The sequence below is a fragment of the Nitrobacter sp. genome, assembly GCF_051535215.1.
Classification (GTDB): Bacteria; Pseudomonadota; Alphaproteobacteria; order Rhizobiales; family Xanthobacteraceae; genus Nitrobacter.
Genome location: NZ_JBPPLY010000002.1, coordinates 341,194 through 360,290, shown reverse-complemented (window position 1 = coordinate 360,290; position 19,097 = coordinate 341,194). Strand labels below are relative to the sequence as shown.

Annotated in this window: 14 protein-coding genes and 1 pseudogene; 5 read left to right on the top strand and 10 right to left on the bottom strand. The window is 64.6% G+C overall.

Going from position 1 to position 19,097, the window contains the following annotated elements:
- The first annotated feature begins 225 nt into the window (after nucleotides 1-225).
- Nucleotides 226-1,299 (top strand): lipopolysaccharide heptosyltransferase II, encoded by a 1,074-nt coding sequence (gene waaF / locus ACS3WB_RS04305; RefSeq protein WP_438274327.1) that lies wholly within the window; start codon nucleotides 226-228, stop codon nucleotides 1,297-1,299.
- A gap of 38 nt (nucleotides 1,300-1,337) precedes the next feature.
- On the opposite strand, the gene waaC is transcribed toward waaF, so the two are convergent.
- Complete coding sequence (gene waaC / locus ACS3WB_RS04300) at nucleotides 1,338-2,303, bottom strand: lipopolysaccharide heptosyltransferase I (RefSeq protein WP_438274326.1); 966 nt, start codon at nucleotides 2,301-2,303, stop codon at nucleotides 1,338-1,340.
- A gap of 190 nt (nucleotides 2,304-2,493) precedes the next feature.
- On the opposite strand from waaC, the gene galE reads away from it, so the two are divergent.
- The 3 genes from galE to ACS3WB_RS04285 all read left to right on the top strand — a co-directional run bounded on the left by galE (nucleotide 2,494) and on the right by ACS3WB_RS04285 (nucleotide 6,196).
- Nucleotides 2,494-3,504, top strand: a complete 1,011-nt coding sequence (gene galE, locus ACS3WB_RS04295) for a UDP-glucose 4-epimerase GalE (RefSeq protein ID WP_438274325.1) — start codon at nucleotides 2,494-2,496, stop codon at nucleotides 3,502-3,504.
- Between the two features lie 121 nt (nucleotides 3,505-3,625).
- Nucleotides 3,626-5,428, top strand: a complete 1,803-nt coding sequence (locus ACS3WB_RS04290; protein WP_438274324.1) for an ABC transporter ATP-binding protein — start codon at nucleotides 3,626-3,628, stop codon at nucleotides 5,426-5,428.
- A 66-nt stretch (nucleotides 5,429-5,494) separates the two neighbouring features.
- Entirely contained in the window at nucleotides 5,495-6,196 is a 702-nt protein-coding gene (locus ACS3WB_RS04285; RefSeq protein WP_438274323.1) for a fumarylacetoacetate hydrolase family protein, read from the top strand.
- A gap of 132 nt (nucleotides 6,197-6,328) precedes the next feature.
- Here the strand turns inward: ACS3WB_RS04285 and ligA are convergent, their stop codons facing one another.
- Nucleotides 6,329-8,479 carry an NAD-dependent DNA ligase LigA gene (ligA, locus tag ACS3WB_RS04280; protein WP_438274322.1) on the bottom strand — a complete coding sequence of 717 codons (2,151 nt, stop codon included), beginning with the start codon at nucleotides 8,477-8,479 and terminating at the stop codon, nucleotides 6,329-6,331.
- Nucleotides 8,480-8,568: 89 nt separating this feature from the next.
- On the opposite strand from ligA, the gene ACS3WB_RS04275 reads away from it, so the two are divergent.
- Nucleotides 8,569-8,853 (top strand): GIY-YIG nuclease family protein, encoded by a 285-nt coding sequence (locus ACS3WB_RS04275; RefSeq protein WP_438274321.1) that lies wholly within the window; start codon nucleotides 8,569-8,571, stop codon nucleotides 8,851-8,853.
- A 168-nt stretch (nucleotides 8,854-9,021) separates the two neighbouring features.
- Here ACS3WB_RS04275 and recN read toward each other — a convergent pair whose 3' ends face one another.
- From recN to ACS3WB_RS04235, 8 genes and pseudogenes are all read right to left on the bottom strand, one after another.
- Nucleotides 9,022-10,707: a DNA repair protein RecN gene (gene recN, locus ACS3WB_RS04270; RefSeq protein ID WP_438274320.1), complete on the bottom strand. Its 1,686-nt coding sequence runs from the start codon at nucleotides 10,705-10,707 to the stop codon at nucleotides 9,022-9,024.
- Nucleotides 10,708-10,888: 181 nt separating this feature from the next.
- Nucleotides 10,889-11,788 carry an outer membrane protein assembly factor BamD gene (locus ACS3WB_RS04265; RefSeq protein ID WP_438274367.1) on the bottom strand — a complete coding sequence of 300 codons (900 nt, stop codon included), beginning with the start codon at nucleotides 11,786-11,788 and terminating at the stop codon, nucleotides 10,889-10,891.
- 412 nt (nucleotides 11,789-12,200) lie between these two features.
- Complete coding sequence (gene lpxC, locus ACS3WB_RS04260; RefSeq protein ID WP_438274319.1) at nucleotides 12,201-13,157, bottom strand: UDP-3-O-acyl-N-acetylglucosamine deacetylase; 957 nt, start codon at nucleotides 13,155-13,157, stop codon at nucleotides 12,201-12,203.
- 339 nt (nucleotides 13,158-13,496) lie between these two features.
- A complete protein-coding gene (gene ftsZ / locus ACS3WB_RS04255) occupies nucleotides 13,497-15,308 on the bottom strand; it encodes a cell division protein FtsZ (RefSeq protein ID WP_438274318.1) in 1,812 nt (603 codons plus the stop codon).
- A 90-nt stretch (nucleotides 15,309-15,398) separates the two neighbouring features.
- Nucleotides 15,399-16,721 (bottom strand): cell division protein FtsA, encoded by a 1,323-nt coding sequence (gene ftsA, locus ACS3WB_RS04250; protein WP_438274317.1) that lies wholly within the window; start codon nucleotides 16,719-16,721, stop codon nucleotides 15,399-15,401.
- The gene (locus ACS3WB_RS04245; RefSeq protein WP_438274316.1) at nucleotides 16,718-17,737 is read right to left on the bottom strand and encodes a cell division protein FtsQ/DivIB; all 1,020 of its coding nucleotides are present in this window, start codon (nucleotides 17,735-17,737) and stop codon (nucleotides 16,718-16,720) included. Before ACS3WB_RS04245 ends, ftsA begins: the two co-directional genes overlap by 4 nt.
- A gap of 124 nt (nucleotides 17,738-17,861) precedes the next feature.
- Nucleotides 17,862-18,034, bottom strand: a pseudogene (locus tag ACS3WB_RS04240) (D-alanine--D-alanine ligase); the annotation flags it as partial.
- 69 nt (nucleotides 18,035-18,103) lie between these two features.
- On the bottom strand, nucleotides 18,104-19,093 hold the full coding sequence (locus tag ACS3WB_RS04235) for a D-alanine--D-alanine ligase family protein (protein WP_438274315.1): 990 nt from the start codon (nucleotides 19,091-19,093) through the stop codon (nucleotides 18,104-18,106).
- Nucleotides 19,094-19,097: the final 4 nt, after the last annotated feature.

Below are 19,097 nucleotides of genomic sequence, written 5' to 3'. Positions count from 1 at the left end.
AGTGGAGTTTTGAATTTGACATTAGCCTGCCGGTTTGCGGCAAAGCGGGTGCTAATATCGAATTCATTCCGCTGGTTTGCCCCACTCCCGCCTCCGAGGCAACCTGCATGGCGGGAGGCGGCGAAATCGCTCGCCAAACGCATCGCGCGAGATAACTTTACCTCCGACATGGGAGCGGATAGGGAGGATTTTTCATCCGTCCCGATGTTATTTATTCGTTAAGCTATGAAAACCGATTCATCAGAAGATCTGGAGATTGTGGGCGACGCGGACGACTCGCGCCCTGTTCTGATCGTTCCCTATATGTGGATCGGCGATTTCGTTCGCGGTCACACCGTGGTGCGTGTGCTCAAGCAGCGCTGGCCGAACCGGCCGGTGGATATGCTGGTGACGACGCTCTGTGCGCCGCTAGTCGATTACATGCCGGGCGTGCGCGCCGGTGTGGTCTGGGACCTGCCGCGAAGCCGGCTGGCGCTCAGGCAACAGTGGGGGCTTGCTCGCCAGTTGCGGGCGCGGGGATACGGAACCGCCCTCATCATGCCGCGGACCTGGAAATCGGCCATTGCGCCCGCACTGGCCGGCATTCCGGAACGGGTCGGCTTTGTCGGCGAAGCGCGATTCGGGCTGCTCAACCGCTGGCGCTGGGGCGAAAGAGCGCTGCCGCGCATGATCGACCGCAAGGCCTCGCTGGCGCTTCCGGCCAATGCGGCACGGCCGCCCGAATGGCCCGCGCCGCAGCTTAGCGTACCTAACGAGGACGTCGTTCGCTGGCGGCATGCGCAAGGCCTCGGCGGGGCGCCGGCAGTGGCGCTGGCACCCGGGGCGGTCGGTTCCAGCAAACGCTGGACCTATTACGCCGAGCTGGCGCGGCTGCTGGCCGAGCATGGGGTCGACGTCTGGGTGATCGGCGGCCCGAATGAAAAGGCGATCGCGGCCCAGATCGTGGCAACCGGCGGCTCGCGCGTCCGCGATCTCACGGGCCACGACTTGCGAAACGGCATTCTGGCAATGGCGGCGGCTACGCTTGCGATTTCGAACGACTCCGGCCTGCTGCACGTCGCGGCCGCGATCGGAACGCCCACAATGGGAATTTTCGGCCCGACCAGTCCCTATCACTGGGCGCCTTTGAACGGGCTTGCGGCAACGATCCAGACCAAAACGCCGCTGCCGTGCCAGCCGTGCCATCGGCCGGTCTGCTCCAAAAACGATCATCGCTGCATGAAGGATATCTCCGCAGCCGAAGTGCTGGCCATCGCGAAACGAGTGCTTGCGGAAACTGGCGCGCGCGCCACGCCTTGATGCGACGGTGCTTGCACGCCCGATCGGCGCAGCGCGATTCAATTTGAACGGATCACACCCTGATCCAGCAACCGCTCCGCGGCCTCGATCACCTGCCGCGCCGCCGGCGGACCGTTCCTGGCGCCGAGCGCCGCGATGCAACCGCTGCCGACAGGTCCCGTCAGGCCGGGATCGGTGCTGACATAGATGCCGACGAGCGGCACGCGATACGCCGCAGCGAGATGCATCAGACCGGTATCGACGCCGACGACCAGCGCCGCCTTGCCGATCACCTGCGCGGTCAGATCGAGGCTTTGACGCGGCAGGACGCGACTGCCCGCGATGTCCCGCGACAGCCGTTCCGACAGCAGCCGTTCGGCCTCGCTGCCCCAGGGCAATACGATCTGCAATCCCTTCGCACTCAGCCAGCGCCCCGTTTCGATCCAGTCCTCGACGCGCCATTCTTTCGCGGATCGCGACGTGCCATGAAGCAGCACGGCGTAGCGTCGGCTATCCGCCTGCGGCGGACGGATCAAACCGTAATCCACCTCTTCCGGCGGTCGATATCCGAGCGAGAGACCGGTCAGCATCCGGTTGCGCGTGACCGCGTGCAGATCGCGGCTCACCGTGTGCCGGACGTCGTAGAAGCGCGCAGCCAAGGGTTCACGAATGCTGCGGCTGTCATAACCGTGGCGCTTACCGCGCGCGAGTCGCGCCATGATCGCGGAGCGGATCAGGCCCTGGGTGTCGATCACCTTGTCGAACGCCCGTTTGCGCAGAAGCGTGCGGAACCGGCCGATCTCGCGCCAGGTCGCACCTGCGCCAAGTTGCGAACGCCAGCGCCGCGTCGCAACGGTGATGACATCGGCGACCATGGGGTGCAATCGCACCAGCGGCGCGAACGTCTCTTCCACCAGCCACGCGATCCGCAGTTCCGGACATGCACGCGAGGCATCGACGATCGCAGGCATCTGATGCACCACGTCGCCGAGCGAAGACGTCTTGACGATGAGGATGTCGGTCATCGACCCGCAAAGCCGCTCAAGAACATTCGGCTCTCGTTACAGTTTGGCAACCATAATGTCGATTCCCTAAGCGCGAGAGGCGGAAAATCGCGCCGATCAGCGTCATGCTATACGGCAACTCCACCGGTTTGTGCGAGATAACAGCAAACGCGGGAGAGCCCGCAGCGAGCCTTCGCACAGAGGAGCAGATATGACCGTGCTCGTTACCGGTGGTGCCGGCTATATCGGCAGTCATATGGTTCTCGCGCTGGCCGAGGCCGGCGAAAGCGTCGTCGTGATCGACAATCTCTCCACGGGATTTTCATCGGCGCTGCCGGACGGCGTGCCGCTGTTCATCGGCGACGCAGGCGACGAAAGTCTCGTCGAGAACGTCATCGCCCAGCACGGCATCGAAAGCATCATTCATTTCGCGGGGTCCGTGGTGGTACCGGAATCGATGCGCGACCCGCTCGCCTACTACCGCAACAACACGATGACGACGCGCAATCTGCTCAACGCCGCCGTCCGATGCGGCGTCAACCGCTTCATCTTCTCCTCGACCGCCGCCGTCTACGGCAATCCGGAGCGGATGCCGGTTCCTGAAGAAGCGCCGACCCGGCCGCTCTCTCCTTACGGATCGTCGAAGCTGATGACCGAGATCATGCTGCACGACGTCGCGACCGCGCACGGCATGAACTACGTCGTGTTGCGCTACTTCAACGTCGCGGGCGCTGATCCGCTGGCGCGGATCGGTCTCTCAACCGAGGGCGCCACGCATCTGTTGAAAATCGCGGTCGAAGCCGCGACCGGGCAGCGCGCCAAGATCGACGTGTTCGGCACCGACTATCCGACGCCGGACGGAAGCTGCATCCGCGACTTCATCCATGTCAGCGATCTCGCGCAGGCGCATCGCGCCGCGTTGACGTACTTGCGCACCGGCGGACGTTCGACGACGCTGAACTGCGGGTACGGACGCGGCTACTCCGTTCTGGAAACCATCGAGGCGGTGCGGCGGGTCTGCGGCCGCAACTTCGCGGTTCACTATTCCAAACGCCGCCCCGGCGACATCATGACCATGATCGCCGACACCGGCCGGATACGCTCGGTACTCGACTGGACGCCACAATACGACGACCTCGCGACCATCGCCGCGCATGCGCTGGCGTGGGAAGAAAAGCTGGCGCGGCGGCAGGTCTCGCAGGCGCTCGCGGCATCGGCCTGATAAACCGGGCAAAACCCGGTTTTGGCTTGAAAAAGACCGCTATTGCGGGCATTGAGTCGGACGCTTTCGCAACAACCCTGGCGCGCGGGCAACAGCCCACTCACGGCGTCAATGGAACGCGATGACCGAGCTTCCGAAGAAAATCACCGACGATCCCTACGGCGCGGCGATCCTGATCCGCCGCCTGATCACCGAACAGGGCATGGCCTACTGGCGGCGCTACCTCGCCGCCTTCGCGCTGATGGCCGTCTCCGCGGCAACCACGGCGTTTTCCGCCTACCTGCTCGGCGAAGTCATCAATCAGGCCTACGTCGACAAGGACGTGCGCAACATTTTCATTCTGTCGCTGGTGACGGTCGCCATTTTCGCGCTGAAGGGCGCGGCGACCTATGGCCACTCGGTGATCCTCTCGCAGATCAGCAATGCGATCCTCGCCAACAACCAGCGCCGCCTGTTCGCAAAGCTGATGAGCGAAAGCATCGGCTTCTTCTCGGAGCGGCATTCATCGGAATTTCTGGCGCGGCTGACCGCAGGCGCCACCTCGGTGACGCAGGTGCTCAGCCTGCTCATCAACGCCGTCGGCCGCGACCTGCTCTCGCTGGTCGGACTGGTCATCGTGATGGTGACGCAGGATCCCTACATGGCGCTGTTCGGCCTGCTGGTGGCGCCGCCGGCGATGCTTGTGCTGCGCAAGCTGGTGAAGCGTGTCAAGCGACTTGCCCACAACCAGTTCAGCGGCACCACTGATATCATGGAGATCATGCAGGAATCGCTGCAGGGCATCCGCACGGTGAAGGCGTTCACGCTCGAACAGACCATGCGCGAACGGATCGACGCCAGCATCGCGGCCGTCGAACAGACCAACAACAAGATGGCGCGTGTCTCGAACCGCGCCAGTCCGCTGATGGAAACACTCGGCGGTTTCGCCATCGCGGGCGGGCTGATGTATGGCGGTTACCGCGTCGTCGCCATGGGCGCGACGCCCGGCCAGTTCTTTTCGTTCCTCACCGCCTTCCTGCTGGCCTATGAACCGGCCAAGCGGCTGGCGCGCCTCAATATCGAACTCAACAGCAGCCTGATCGGCGCGCGCAAGCTTCTGGAGATCGTCGACAGCCCGGCGAGCGAGCCCGACGACAGCGACAAGCCGGCGCTAAAACTGACGGCCGCCCGCGTCGAACTGCGTGATGTCACCTTCGCTTATCGCGCGGACGAGCCCGTCCTCAACCGCATGAGTTTCGTCGCCGAGCCGGGCAGGATGACCGCGCTGGTCGGCCCGTCCGGCGGCGGCAAATCCACCGTGCTGGCGCTGCTGCTGCGGTTGTACGAGGTAAGCGATGGCGAGATCCTGATCGACGATCAGGCTATCTCTGCCGTGTCGCGAACATCGCTGCGTCAGCAGACCGCCTACGTCGGACAGGACGTGTACCTGTTCCGCGCCACCATCCGCGAGAACATCGCGTTCGGCCGCCTCGGCGCCACCGAGGACGAGATCATCGCGGCGGCGAAAGCTGCCTGCGCTCACGACTTCATCATGGGTTTTCCGCTCGGCTATGACACGCCCGTGGGTGAGCACGGCACGCAACTCTCCGGCGGGCAGCGCCAGCGGATCGCCGTGGCGCGCGCGCTGATCAAGGACGCACCGATCATCCTGCTCGACGAGGCCACCGCCGCGCTCGATTCCGAATCCGAGAAGCAGGTGCAGGAAGCGATCGGGCATCTCTGCCAGAACCGTACCACGATCGTGATTGCGCACCGCCTGCACACCATCATGCATGCCGACGCCATCCTCGTGGTCGAAGGCGGCGAGATTGTCGAACGCGGCCGTCACGACGAGTTGCTGCGGCGTGGCGGACGCTACGCGTCGTTCTTTCGCCTGCAGCATCGCGACGCGCCGGCTCTGGCTCCCCTCAGCGCATCGGCGTAAGCTGTACCTGTTAGGCGTATCCAGGCGATCCCGCCGCATAGCCTGCGAACGAACGCGGAGAGCCGCATGAGTGCAGCGTCCTTTGTGATTCCGCAACCACCGCAAGCGGCTATCGCCGTCGCGGGCGAAGACGGATTTTTTCCGGTCCGCCGCATCTGGTGCGTCGGCCGCAACTATCTCGACCACGTCCGCGAGATGGGCAACGACGAGCGCGCACCGCCGTTTTTCTTCGCCAAACATGCCGACATGATCGAAGCCGACGGCGCGGCCATCCCCTATCCGCCGCTGACCGGCGACCTGCATCACGAGGTCGAGTTGGTGGTCGCGATGAAGAGCGGCGCCTTGCGCATCCCCGCCGACCGAGCGCTCGACCATGTCTACGGCTACGCCGTCGGCATCGACCTCACGCGGCGCGACCTGCAGAACGCGGCGCGCAAGAAGGAGCAGCCCTGGGAGATCGCAAAATCGTTCGATCACTCCGCGCCTTGCGGCGCGCTGCAACCCGCAGCGAGGATCGGCCATCCGACGAAGGGACGCATCTGGCTTTCGGTCAACGGCAGGGAGCGGCAGTCCGGCGATCTCGCGCAGATGATCTGGAACGTGCCGGAGATCATCGCGCAACTGTCGCAGCAGGTTGCGCTTGGCGCCGGCGACATCATCATGACCGGCACGCCCGCCGGCGTCTCGCCCCTCGCGCCGGGCGACAGGATCGAATGCGGCTGCGAGGGCGTCGGCACGCTGACGGTGACGATCGGCCCGCCAGCCTGACGCGTCCGCCTGCGGTGGATACCCCGGAATGACTGTTCACCGTTCCACGGAAACGATGCGACTCCAGCCTCTTGATTTGACGCGTTATCTTCACGCGAAGCGGATTCCACTTCGCTCGAAAACGCTAGTTCCTCATCCCCCGATCAGATCGAGCCACTCGTCCTCGGAAATCACCCTCACGCCGAGCTTCTCCGCATCCTTCAGCTTCGAACCGGCGCCGGGACCGGCGACGACGAGGTCGGTTTTCTTCGACACCGAGCCCGAGACTTTTGCGCCCATGCGTTCCGCCGCTGCTTTGGCCTCGTCGCGGGTGAATTTTTCAAGCGCACCGGTGAAGACCACGGTCTTGCCCGCCACGGCGGAGTCGCTGCGTGCCTGCGCAACCGGGAGCACCTCGATCTCCTCGAGCAGATCGTCGAGCGCCTTGACGTTGCGCTTCTCGGCGAAGAACTCGACCACGGCATCGGCGACGATCTCGCCGATGCCGCCGATGTTGTTCAGATCGGCATAGGCCTCGGAGTCGTTGCCTTCTTCCGTCTGAGCCGCGGCGGCTTCCGCCATGGCGCTGCGAAAGTTTTCGATGCTGCCGTAATGCCGTGCCAGCAGCTTGGCGTTGCCCTCGCCGACATGGCGGATGCCGAGAGCGAAGATCAGGCGATTGAGTTCGATCCTGCGGCGCGCGTCGATCGCGGCGAACAGGTTGCGCTCCGAGACCTCGCCATAACCTTCGCGATCGCGCAGTTTTTTTGCCGCGCGCGCGTCGCGCTTCTGCAACGTGAAGATGTCGACGGGATGCATGATGAGGCCGTCGTCATAGAACTCCTGGATCTGCTTTTCACCGAGGCCGTCGATGTCGAAAGCGAGACGCGAGACGAAATGCTTGAGCCGCTCCACCGCCTGCGCCGGGCAGATCAGCGCACCGGTGCAGCGGCGCACCGCCTCGCCCTCCTCGCGCACGGCGTGGCTGCCGCAGATCGGACACTTGTGAGGAAACACGTAAGGCTGTGCGTTCGCCGGCCGCTTGTCGATGGCGACGCTGACCACCTGCGGGATCACGTCCCCGGCGCGTTGCACCACCACGGTGTCGCCGATGCGCAGATCAACACCGTCGCGGATCGGTTGCCCGTCATTGCCGATGCCTTTGATGTAGTCCTCGTTGTGCAGCGTCGCGTTCTGCACCACGACGCCGCCGACGGCGACCGGCTCGAGCCGCGCCACCGGCGTCATCGCGCCGGTACGGCCGACCTGGATGTCGATGCCCTTGAGAATCGTGGTCGCCTGCTCGGCGGCGAACTTGTGCGCGATCGCCCAGCGCGGGCTTCGCGACACGAAGCCGAGGCGTTCCTGCCAGTCGAGCCGGTCGACCTTGTAGACCACGCCGTCGATGTCGTAGCCAAGCGTGGCGCGCTGCTCGCCGATCTTGCGATAAAATGCCAGCACCTCGTCGACGCTGTGGCACAATTCAATCAGCGGATTGACGACGAAGCCCGCCTTTTCCAGCCACCCCAGCATGCCGTGCTGGGTATCGGCAGGACGATCCGTCATCTCGCCCCAGGCATAAGCGAAAAACTTCAGCGGACGCGAGGCGGTGATCGCGACATCCTTCTGTCGTAGCGAGCCGGCGGCCGAGTTGCGCGGATTGGCGAACACGGTGTCACCGGCTTCCTCCTGCTTCCTGTTGAGCGCGAGAAAATCCTTTTTCAGCATGTAGACTTCGCCGCGCAGCTCGCAGGCGGCGGGAATGTCGCGGCCCTTCAGTCTGTGCGGCACATCCTTGATGGTGCGGACGTTGGCGGTGACGTCCTCGCCGGTAAAACCGTCGCCGCGGGTCGCCGCGCGCACGAGCTCGCCGTGTTCGTAGCGCAGGGACAGCGACAGGCCGTCGATTTTCGGCTCCGCGACGATGGCGGGCATATCGTCCGCGCCGAGTTTCAGGAAACGGCGGATGCGTTCGACGAACTCCGTCACGTCCTCGTCGCTGAAGGCGTTGCCGAGCGACAGCATCGGCACCGCGTGCCGCACTTTCGCAAAACCGCGCGCGGGCGCGGCGCCGATGGTCTGTGTCGGCGAACTCGCGGTAACGAGTTCAGGAAAGCGCGCCTCGATCGCTTCGAGCCGCTGCCGCAGCACGTCGTAAGCGGCGTCGGAAATCGTCGGCGCGTCCTTCTGGTAGTAGCGCGCATCATGCGCCTCGATCTCCAGCGCAAGCCGCTTGTGCTCGACCTTCGCCTTCGCGCGGGTGAGAGAGGCGATGGCGGGAGCGTCCTTGGGTTCTGACGGCATCTGGGCATCCGAACTCTTGCGGACTAGTCTTAGTCATTCCGGGGCGCGAGCGGAAGCGAGCGAGCCCGGAATCCAGTCAAGGGCGACGGATGTTCTACGTTTATCTTCTGGCGAGCCGCAAACAGGGAACGCTCTACCTTGGGATTACGAAGGACCTGGTCCGTCGAACCTGTCAGCACAGAGAGAAACTGCTTCCCGGATTCACCTCGCGCTACGATATCCGCCGACTGGTCTGGTTCGAGACATACGATGATCCCGTCACCGCGATCGAACGCGAAAAGGAAATTAAGAAATGGCGACGCGCTTGGAAGATCGGATTGATTGAGAAGGACAATCCCGACTGGAGAGACCTTTATTCTGAAATTGCTCGTTGATGTTATGGCCGGATTCCGGGTTCGCGTCTGCGACGCGCCCCGGAATGACGGAATAACTAATGGCGGCGGAAATGGTCACGCGAGGGATCAAAACCCAACCATGGGTTACGCGCCGATGAAGGCCATTGCGGTCGGATTTTCGTCGCTAGCGTGTCCGGGAATGACATCCTATCCCGCAGCCTTGAGCAGCCGTTCCGCAGCCGCGCGGGCTTCCGCCGTGATCTCCGCGCCGGCGAGCATCCGCGCGATCTCCTCGCGACGGTGATCCTCCGCCAGCGTCGCGACGCGGGTGGCGACGCGTTTGCCGCGATCGAGCGCATCCTTCGAGATGAGCAGATGCTGGTCGGCGCGCACCGCGACCTGAGGCGCGTGCGTCACCGCCATCACCTGCACCTTGCAGGCCAAGCGCGCCAGCCGCGCGCCGATGGCGTCCGCCACCGCGCCGCCGACCCCGGTATCGATCTCGTCGAATACCAGCGTCGGCGCCGAGCCCTTGTCGGACAGCACCACTTTAAGCGCCAGCAGGAAGCGCGACAGTTCGCCGCCGGAGGCGACCTTCATCAGCGGCCCCGGCCGGGTACCGGGATTGGTCTGCACCCAGAACTCGACGCGATCGAAGCCTTGCGGTCCCACTGATGCCGGATCCGACTCGATCTGGGTGGAGAACGTCGCGCGTTCGAGCTTCAGCGGCGCAAGTTCGGCGTTGACCGCCTTGTCGAGTTTTTCCGCGGCCTTGATGCGCGCGGCGGACAACTTCGCGGCGGCAGCCGCATAGCGCTTGTCGGCCTCAGCAACCTGCTTCTCAAGCACCACCAGCCGCTCCGCGCCAGCGTCGATCAGCGCGACGTCGTTCACGAACTTCGCGGCAAGCGCCGCGAGCCCATCCACCGGCGTCGCATATTTGCGCGACGCCGCGCGCAACGCGAACAGCCGTTCCTCGATGCGCTCCAGTTCGGCCGGGTCGAAATCGGCGGCAGCGAGCGCCGCGGCGAGATGCTGGTCAGCCTCCTCCAGCTCGTTGATCGCCGCGTCGATGGACCTGACCGCTGGTTCGACCAGGCTCGGCGAACTGGCGGCCCGGCGTTCCAGCCGCCGCACCGCCGCCGCCAGCACGCTTACCGGCGAACGATTGCCGCTGACGGCGTCCTGCGCCTCGCGCAAGTCGGCCGCGATCTTTTCACCGGCCATCATGGCGGCGCGGCGCTCGGCCAGCGCGGTTTCCTCGCCATCCTGCGGCGCGAGTTGCCTTAGCTCATCGGACGCATGACGCAGATAGTCGGCCTCACGCGCTGCGCGTTCCACGCCGGCGCGGTGATCGTCGAGCGCGGTGCGGGCGGCGCGGCGGGCTTCCCACAGCGCCTCCAGCGCGGCAACATCGGTCTCCAGCCCGGCAAACGCATCGAGCAGCCGCCGATGAGAGGAGGCATCGACCAGCGCCCGCTCGTCGTGCTGGCCGTGAATCTCCACCAGCGCCGCACCCACCGCTTTCAGGGTCTGCACGCTGATCGCCTGATCGTTGATGAAAGCGCGGGTGCGGCCGTCGGCGAGTTGGACCCGGCGCAGGATCATCTCGCCCGAATCGTCGGACACTGCGCCGTCGATGCCGTTGGCGGCGAGAATCGCGGCCGCCGGATGGCTTTTCGGAATCTCGAAGGTGGCGGTCACCTGTCCCTGCTCGGCGCCGTGGCGGACCAGCCCGGCGTCGCCGCGACCGCCGAGCGCCAGCGCGAAGGCATCGAGCAGAATGGATTTTCCCGCGCCGGTTTCGCCGGTCAACACCGCAAGGCCGGAGGCGAACTCGATATCGAGCCGCTCGATCAGGACGATGTCGCGGATCGAAAGACGCGCAAGCATCTGAGGCTGGTTCCTGCCATGGGTGTCGCTGACGGGCTTGCAGAGACGCGTAACGGAGAGTCTAGCGAAGTTCTGATCAGGACACTAGATCGCGATGATCTTGGATCGATTCGATCCGTCACGATTGCGAAGTTCGCATGCCCTTGCAGCAACCTTTGATGCAAACTTCTGAACCACTCCGCTAGCCGAGCCCCATCTTCTTGAACGCCTTGCTGATCCACGAGCCCCGATTCTCGCTCGGCTCGGCCCCGCCGGACTTCACGAGATTGTAGGCGTCCTTGTACCAGCGGCTATCCGGAAAGTTGTGGCCGAGCACGGCGGCGGCGGTCTGCGCCTCGCCGACGATGCCGATCGCCATATAGGCTTCGGTCAGCCGCGCCAGCGCCTCCTCGACGTGCCGCGTGGTCTGGTAGCGGGTCACCACGGTCTTGAAGCGGTTGATGGCGCCGGTGTAATCGCGCCGCTCCATGTAGTAGCGGCCGATCGCCATTTCCTTGCCGGCGAGTTGGTCGCGCGCACCCTCGAGCTTCTTCTTGGCTTCGCCGGCGTATTCGGACGTCGGATATTTGCGGATCACTTCCTCAAGCGAATTCATCGCTTTTTCGGTCCGGGCCTGATCGCGCGAGATATCCGGAATCTGATCGTAGTTGGATGCGGCGATCAGATATTGCGCATAGGCTGCGTCAGGACTGCCGGGATGCAGGGTGACGTAGCGCGAAGCGGAGCCGATGCAGGTGTCGTAATCGCCGGCCTGATAAGAGGCGTAGGCCGACATCAGCAGCGACTTCCGCGCCCATTCCGAGTACGGGTGCTCGCGGTCGACCTCGTCGAACTTCTTCGTCGCTCCCTTGAGGTCCTTGCTGTTGTTCATCAGGAACAAGCCCTCGTTATAGAGCTTGTCCGCCGGTTCATCGCTGAAGGTCTGCTCGTCCTTCGCCAGGAACTTGTCCCACAGCGCGCCCGTCCCGCAACCGCTCAGGGTCGTCCCCAAAACCACGAGACCGGCGACGAGCCGCAGTTTCCGGCTCAACCGGTCGAGGCGAACTGTGCGATTCGTCAACGCGATCCGTCCGAGCGCCATACGCTTAGCCAACATCGATGAAAACCTGACGTCTGTGATGCGGTGACTCGGGCACCGCCCGGAACAGGCGGTAAACCGGTTCCCAATTTTCGGGATCATGCTCCAGAGCGCATTTTGATGGAACACTGTGTTCTGTCATGGCCGGGCTCGTTCCCGCCATCCACATCTTCCTAAACTCCAAAGATATTCCAAAGACATGGATGCTCAGCACAAAGCCGGGCTGACGGCTGCTGATTCCGCCAAAAGGCAATCTACTCTAACCAAATCGGGTACGCAGCTAATTCGCCCGGATTAAGGCGAAACGCCGGGCCGCAGAACGCTCCAGCTTGCCAGATGACGCCTCAGGCAATTTGCAGAGCGACAGAACAGAACCGAGATGCATGGACAGGGTAGAACTGTTGTGTCCTGCCGATCAGGACACGTTGGGACCATAGGCCGCAGCCATGCCGCCTACCATTCCGCCGACTGCTTCGCTCTGACTGCGCTGACGCGAGGCTGGCTGGCCCTCGACCACCCGCCATGCGGTCCGATCGGCCATCATGGCCGTGAGCACCGCATGGTTGAGCTTGTGACCGCCGCGCACCGAGCGATAGCCACCGATCAGCGGCAGCCCCGCGAGCGCAAGATCGCCGATCACATCGAGAACCTTATGCCGCGCGCACTCGTCGGCATAGCGCAGGCCTTCGGCATTCAGCAGGCGCTCGTCGTCGAACACCATGGAGTTTTCGAAGGACGCGCCGCGCGCAAAGCCCGCGCTCCGCAGTTTTTCGACATCGTTCATGCAGCCGAACGTACGGGCGCGGCTGATTTCGCGGCGAAAGCTTTCGGGATTGAGGTCGAGCGCATAATCCTGATGACCGATCACCGGATTGGCGAAATCGATCTCGACCTCGATGCGAAAACCGCGCGCGTGGGGATGCAGTTCGCCGTAGGCGTCGTCCCTCTTCACCCGCACCGGCTTCAAGACCTGAATGAACCGACGCGCCGCGGACTGCTCGACAATGCCCGCCTGATCGATCGCAGCGACGAACGCGGCCGAACTGCCGTCCATGATCGGCACTTCGGGGCCGTCGATTTCGATGGTGGCGTTGTCGACCCCGAGGCCCCGCAGCGCAGCAAGAACGTGTTCGGCGGTGGACACCAGCGGACCCTGCTGGTCCCCCAGTACCGTGGCCAGTTCGGTCGAGGTGACGGATTTTGCGACGGCGCGAACGCGCCGGTCGTCTCCGTCGGTGCCGCTCCGGACAAAAATAAAACCTGCGTCAATGGCCGCAGGTCCAAGGGTCAGACTGACCGCTGACCCGGAATGAACGCCGACACCCGTCACGGTGGCTCGCGAACGAAGCGTCGTCTGACGGTTGAATTTCATTACCCGTGCCCAAGTGACTCATTCGCGAATGCCGAACTCGTGCCTGGAAGGCAGCGAATCGATTCGTGATCCCCAAAGTCACCGCTAAAACATACCGGTTGCCCCAAAGAGCGCCAATTCACGCTTCTTTACCAATTGTTACCCCATCTCCGCCGCAATCACGCCGCCGGTTGACCAAATTTGTTATCGCCGGCACGATCTTAAAGCGAAACATGAGATTGAGAATTTTCTGTTAAATTTTAATCGCTTGTCGAGAAAGGCTGAAATATCCGATTAAGCAAGAACAAGGGGCCCGGCACGGGGTGGCCGAAGCCCCTGAGTTCGATTTGTTACAAGTGCTCAGTTGGCCTGCCGCCGCAGAAAAGCGGGGATATCCAGGTGGTCGTCCCCTTGCGGCGCCGGTGCGACAGGCGCCGGGCGGCCGTGCGAGTCGAGCCCCTGGGGCGCCGGACGTCTTGCATATTCCGAAACCGGCTCGTGAGCCATCTGCTCGGCTACGCTGCGCTGCGGCCGGCGCTCCGGCAAGGGCGGCATCGGCGCCATGGCCGGCCCGGAGGACCGCGCCGCGATCGGCGGCTCGTCCTGGTCGCGGCGACCGAGGCTGACATTGGCGAGGCGCTGCAACAGCGACAGCCGGCTTTTCTGCGGATGATCCCCCTCGGTCTCGCCCCTCGCCTGACGAATCTCGTTTTGCGCGGGCATCGGCAGTTCCTCGATCCTCGGCATCCGCGGTGCGCGTACCGGCGCGCGCTCGGCCGGCTGCGGGATGAAATTCTCCGGCGGCGGGGGCTCGTGGTTCTCACGCGGCGCGGGATCGTGATCCGGAAACAGCGTCGGCTTTTGCGCGATCGGCCGGACGGTGACGTCGCCGTAGGACGCCGGCTGCATCGCCGTCGGAGCGGCCGGCGGCAGCGGCTCGGCGACGGCGGCGGCAATGGCCTCCAGCGCCGCACGCTCGACGGTGGGAGCGGGGGCTGCGGGCTGCGCCGCTGCAACCTGAACGATCGGGCGCGGCTGCTCGGCGGCCTTCTGCGTCTGAGCAGCAGCCAGAGCGGCCTGGCGCTTCTGGTCCTCGCGCAGCTTCGCGCTCAGATCGGAGATACGGGTGTCGTTCGTGGTGGTCGTTGGCGGAGTGGGCGAAATCGGTTTCGTGGCCGGGGTGGCGGCTGCGGTGCGCGCGATCGTGCTCTGGTCGATGCCGGTCGCCACCACCGACACGCGGATGATGCCGTCGAGGCTCTCGTCGAAGGTCGCGCCGACGATGATGTTCGCGTCCTGATCGACCTCCTCGCGGATGCGGGTGGCGGCCTCGTCGACCTCGAACAGCGTCAGGTCCTTGCCGCCGGTGATCGAGATCAGAAGGCCGCGCGCGCCCTTCATCGATGAGTCGTCGATCAGCGGGTTGGCGATCGCGGCTTCGGCGGCGGTGAGCGCGCGCTTCTCGCCCGAGGCCTCGCCGGTGCCCATCATCGCCTTGCCCATCTCGCGCATCACCGCGCGGACGTCGGCGAAGTCGAGATTGATCAGCCCTTCCTTCACCATCAGGTCGGTGATGCAGGCGACGCCCGAATAGAGCACCTGATCGGCCATCGCGAAGGCATCGGCGAAAGTGGTCTTTTCGTTGGCGACCCGGAACAGATTCTGGTTCGGGATAATCAGCAGCGTATCGACCACCTTGTGCAGCTCGCCGATTCCTGAATCGGCGGTACGCATGCGGCGCTGGCCTTCGAAGTGGAACGGCTTGGTGACGACGCCGACGGTCAGGATCCCCATCTCGCGCGCGGCCTTGGCGATCACCGGAGCGGCTCCCGTCCCGGTGCCGCCGCCCATTCCGGCGGTGACGAACACCATGTTCGCGCCCGAGAGATGATCACGGATCTCGTCGATGACCTCCTGCGCCGCCGCCGCGCCGACATCCGGCTGCGAGCCGGCGCCGAGACCCTGGGTGACCTGCGTGCCCATCTGGATGATGCGCTGCGCCTTGGACATTGTCAGCGCCTGCGCATCGGTATTGGCAACCACGAAATCGACACCCTGCAATCCGGCGGTGATCATATTGTTGACCGCGTTGCCGCCAGCGCCGCCGACTCCGAATACGGTGATCCGCGGCTTCAGCTCGTGAATGTCGGGAACGTTGAGATTGATGGTCATGGTTGCCTCTCGATTACGCGCGCGGTGTCGCTGTGCCAGCGGTCGTCGACCGTGGGAGTTGATGGAATCTGCAAATCGGCGGAAAATTCATCAGAAGCCCTCCCGGAGCCATCGTCCGACCTTTCCGAAATAACCGTTCGTCCCTGTGCGAAGCTCCCGCGTGTGCCGCGGTTCGACATGTTCGAGATGTGCGTATTGCGGATACACCAGCAGGCCGGTGGGAACCGCAAAGGACGCGCTCTTGGCCTCGTGGGGCAGCCGTCCGAAGCCGAGCGGACGGCCGATGCGGACCGGACGGCGGAGGATGCGCGTCGCGAGTTCAGGAACGCCGGTGAGTTGCGACGCGCCGCCGCTCAGCACCACCCGCGCGCGCGGCTCGGCGGCAAAGGGGGAATCCGCGAGCCGGTCCCTGACCATCTCAAAAATCTCCTCGACACGCTGACGAACGATATTGGCGATTGTCGCGCGCGATACGACCTGAGGCGCGTCGCTGTCGCTATCTCCGGCTGCCGGAACCGTCATCAGTTCGCGGACGTCGGAACCGCCCGTCAGCACCGTGCCATATAACGTCTTGATTCGCTCGGCATCCGCAATGCACGCGCCAAGCCCGCGGGCGAGATCCATCGTGACGTGATGCCCGCCGATGGCGAAACCGCTGGCATGAACGAAGCGGCCGGCCGAATAAATCGCGATCGTGGTCGTTCCGGCTCCCATCTCCACCACCGCGGCACCGAGATCGGCTTCGTCGTCGGTCAGAACCGACAGGCCCGCCACATAGGGGCTCGCTGCCATGGCCTCCACGGTGAGGTGACAACGTTCGACCGCCAGCATCAGGTTTTTCGCGACTGTTGCCTCCGCCGTCACCACGTTCATGTCGACGCCGAACCGGCGAGCCACCATGCCGCGGGGATCGCGGATTCCCTTGACGCCGTCGAGCGAATAGCCGACCGGCAGTGCATGAAGCACGGTGCGGCCGGGGGCGGTAGCGTGGCGCATGCCGGTCGAGGTGACGCGGCTGACGTCGGCCGGACTGACCGCGCCGCCCTGGATTTGGGACGCGGCTTCGATCAACTGGCCCTGCAGCCGCCCTGCCGACACCGGCAGCAACACCGATTCGACCCGGACCTTCGCCATCTGCTCGGCGAGCGACACCGCCTGGCGCACCGCCTGTTCGCATTGGGCGAGATCGGCCACCGCGCCGGCCTTCATGCCGCGCGACTGGATCTGGCTGTAGCCGATCAGTTCGACCGAATGGGTCCGTCCGCGCAGGGCTTCGTTCGGCGCGCTCGGCTTCAGCCGCGCGATCAGGCAGGCGATCTTGCTGGTGCCGATGTCCAGCGACGCCACCAGCGCGCTGCGATTGTGCGGCATCGGCCGCGTCTTCGGGGTCTGGTTGCGGTCGAGGCCGGTCATGCGCTGCCGGCCTTCTTGCTGGATTTCTTGAACTGCTCTTCGCGCGCCTTGGCGGCCTCTTCCGAAAGCCGCACAGTCATGCGGTCGGGCAGCCGCATGTCGATGGCGGTGATGTCGCGCGACAGCAGCTTGTCTTCCATGTCGTATTTCACCAGCGCAGCGAGCGCGCGACCGACGTCGGTCTCCGGCAGGCGGATATCGAGGCCATCCTTGAGACGCAGATTCCAGCGCCGCTCGCCGACTAGGATCGCGGCCTTGAGCTGGTTGTTCACCACCGGGTATTGCGCGACCAGAGCGAGGAAATCTTTGGCGCGGGTTTCCGCCCCCTTCCCGACCACGAGCGGCAGCGAAGCGAAGCGGCGGGTGACGTAAGGCTCGAGTACGACACCGTCATCCGCGATCACCGACAGCTTGCCGTCCTCCTGCCATAACGCGAAGGGACGGCGCTCGGTGATGTCGATCTGCAACGCCCCGGGATAAAGTTTCAGCACGGTCGCGTCCGCAATCCACGGATCGCCTTTCAGACTGTCGCGCACGCCGGCCGCATCGAGGAACAACAGCGAGGAACGGCCATTGACGCCGCCGACCGCCAACACCTCGTCCTGCGTCAACTGCTTGCGGCCGTTGACGGTGACCGAACTGATGCGGAAACCCGCAGCATTGGCGAGCGCATTGCGCGCATCGCTCAAAGCACCGATCGCCGCGTCGACGTGTCCGCCCGTGATGACACCGAGCGCCGCGCCGCCGCCGAGGACGATCACGGTCAGCGCCATGCCGAGCCGGCGCGGAACGTAGCGCTCCAGAAAGGCGATTGCGCGGTTGGGGTTCCTGGCACGCGCATCGAGGCGATCCGCCCGGGCGCGCTTCAGCTTCGCGATCTGCTCGCGCAGCAAGATACCCGCGCCGCTCGCGGCGAGCCTGATCAGGTCGGCCTGCTTCAGCAGGCCGGACCCCGTCAGGTCAGATATGGACCCCGGCGATCTCAACGACCGATCGAGACGTCCTCCACCCTTCATCGCGCGCGCTCGTCAACGTTTTGCCCTGCACCGCTTTGGAACTCGCGGCGCCTGAGGCAGGAATCTCAAATCGGAGACACGCGCGACCACCTGGCAATGCCGGACGGGGGCGCCGACCTCGCGGCAGGTCCGCAATTCCCTCGATGCGATCGTCGAAGCGGAAAATCCGCAACAGCTCGCGCCCCGGCAGCCAAGCGTCACATGGGCCGCCAGCGTTAACCTTCGGACGTACTGGTAAACAAAAGGTAAAACTGCTGCCGACAGAGCGCATTTTGATACGAGAAAAGAATGCCTTGCGGCTTTTCGGACGCGGGCCGGCTGTCCTGACCGAAATACCCCGGCGGTTCCTTGCCGGCCGGCAAACTCTCAAGCCGGGCGGATGGCTTTTTCCGCAAGCACGATCTGATCGCGCAGGAAATCCGAAAATCCGATCCCCTGCGCACGAAGCGCCTTCGGGTAGAGGGAGGCCGCGGTCAGGCCCGGCAGGGTATTGGTTTCGAGATAGACCGGTTTTTCGCCGGTCACGATGAAATCGGTGCGGGAATAACCGCGGCAGGACAACGCCCGGTGCGCCCGCAGCGCATCATCCATGATCCGAGCAGCGATCGCGGGCGAAAACCTCCCGGGGCAGATCTCCTGCGTCGTCGCCGCCAGATATTTCGCGGCATAGTCGAACGCCCCCTCCGCCGGCACGATCTCGACCGGCGGAAGCGCGATGACCGTGCCGTCGGCGCGCTCCAGCACGCCGCAGGTCGCCTCGACGCCGGGCACGAACGGCTCGATCACATATTCTTCGGTCCTCGCCGCCTCGCGCACGGCGACGAGATCCTGCGTCGCGTTGACGAAGATCAGCCCGTAGCTCGACCCATCCCGCGCGGGTTTTGCGATCAGCCGGCCATGCTCGGCCAATGCACGATCGATGTCCTGCAGCAGCACGCCGGGCGGCACGTTGACGCCCGCCAGCGCCGCGAACCGCTTCGCCGCGACCTTGTCGAACGCAAGATGTGAGGCGGCCGAGCCGGAGCCCGTAAAAGGAATGCCGCGCAGTTCGCACATCGCCTGCAATTCGCCGTTCTCGGCGCGACCGCCATGAAGGCCAAGCACCAGCAGGCGCTGTTCGGCCTTCGCCGCATCGAGCGCCCGCTCAAGCGCGACGCCTGTGCCGCTGGGGACGAACTCGTCCTCGAACGGCCGCGCGTGACCGAGCAGCGCCTCGGAACGCACACGATAGACATCGTCGCGCACATCCCAGAACCACAGCTCCGCGTCCGGCAAAGCGCGATGCAGCGCCTGCGCGCTCGCCACCGAAACGAGGCGCTCCTTGTTGCTGCCGCCGAAAAGGATGGTGATGCGCATAAGC

What these genes read in the sequence shown, in the direction of transcription:
- ftsZ (WP_438274318.1), bottom strand. Translation starts at nt 15,308, where the DNA reads ATGACCATCAATCTCAACGTTCCCGACATTCACGAGCTGAAGCCGCGG.
- waaF (WP_438274327.1), top strand. Translation starts at nt 226, where the DNA reads ATGAAAACCGATTCATCAGAAGATCTGGAGATTGTGGGCGACGCGGAC.
- ACS3WB_RS04235 (WP_438274315.1), bottom strand. Translation starts at nt 19,093, where the DNA reads ATGCGCATCACCATCCTTTTCGGCGGCAGCAACAAGGAGCGCCTCGTT.
- galE (WP_438274325.1), top strand. Translation starts at nt 2,494, where the DNA reads ATGACCGTGCTCGTTACCGGTGGTGCCGGCTATATCGGCAGTCATATG.
- ftsA (WP_438274317.1), bottom strand. Translation starts at nt 16,721, where the DNA reads ATGACCGGCCTCGACCGCAACCAGACCCCGAAGACGCGGCCGATGCCG.
- ACS3WB_RS04290 (WP_438274324.1), top strand. Translation starts at nt 3,626, where the DNA reads ATGACCGAGCTTCCGAAGAAAATCACCGACGATCCCTACGGCGCGGCG.
- ACS3WB_RS04265 (WP_438274367.1), bottom strand. Translation starts at nt 11,788, where the DNA reads ATGGCGCTCGGACGGATCGCGTTGACGAATCGCACAGTTCGCCTCGAC.
- lpxC (WP_438274319.1), bottom strand. Translation starts at nt 13,157, where the DNA reads ATGAAATTCAACCGTCAGACGACGCTTCGTTCGCGAGCCACCGTGACG.
- ACS3WB_RS04245 (WP_438274316.1), bottom strand. Translation starts at nt 17,737, where the DNA reads ATGAAGGGTGGAGGACGTCTCGATCGGTCGTTGAGATCGCCGGGGTCC.
- recN (WP_438274320.1), bottom strand. Translation starts at nt 10,707, where the DNA reads ATGCTTGCGCGTCTTTCGATCCGCGACATCGTCCTGATCGAGCGGCTC.
- ligA (WP_438274322.1), bottom strand. Translation starts at nt 8,479, where the DNA reads ATGCCGTCAGAACCCAAGGACGCTCCCGCCATCGCCTCTCTCACCCGC.
- ACS3WB_RS04275 (WP_438274321.1), top strand. Translation starts at nt 8,569, where the DNA reads ATGTTCTACGTTTATCTTCTGGCGAGCCGCAAACAGGGAACGCTCTAC.
- waaC (WP_438274326.1), bottom strand. Translation starts at nt 2,303, where the DNA reads ATGACCGACATCCTCATCGTCAAGACGTCTTCGCTCGGCGACGTGGTG.
- ACS3WB_RS04285 (WP_438274323.1), top strand. Translation starts at nt 5,495, where the DNA reads ATGAGTGCAGCGTCCTTTGTGATTCCGCAACCACCGCAAGCGGCTATC.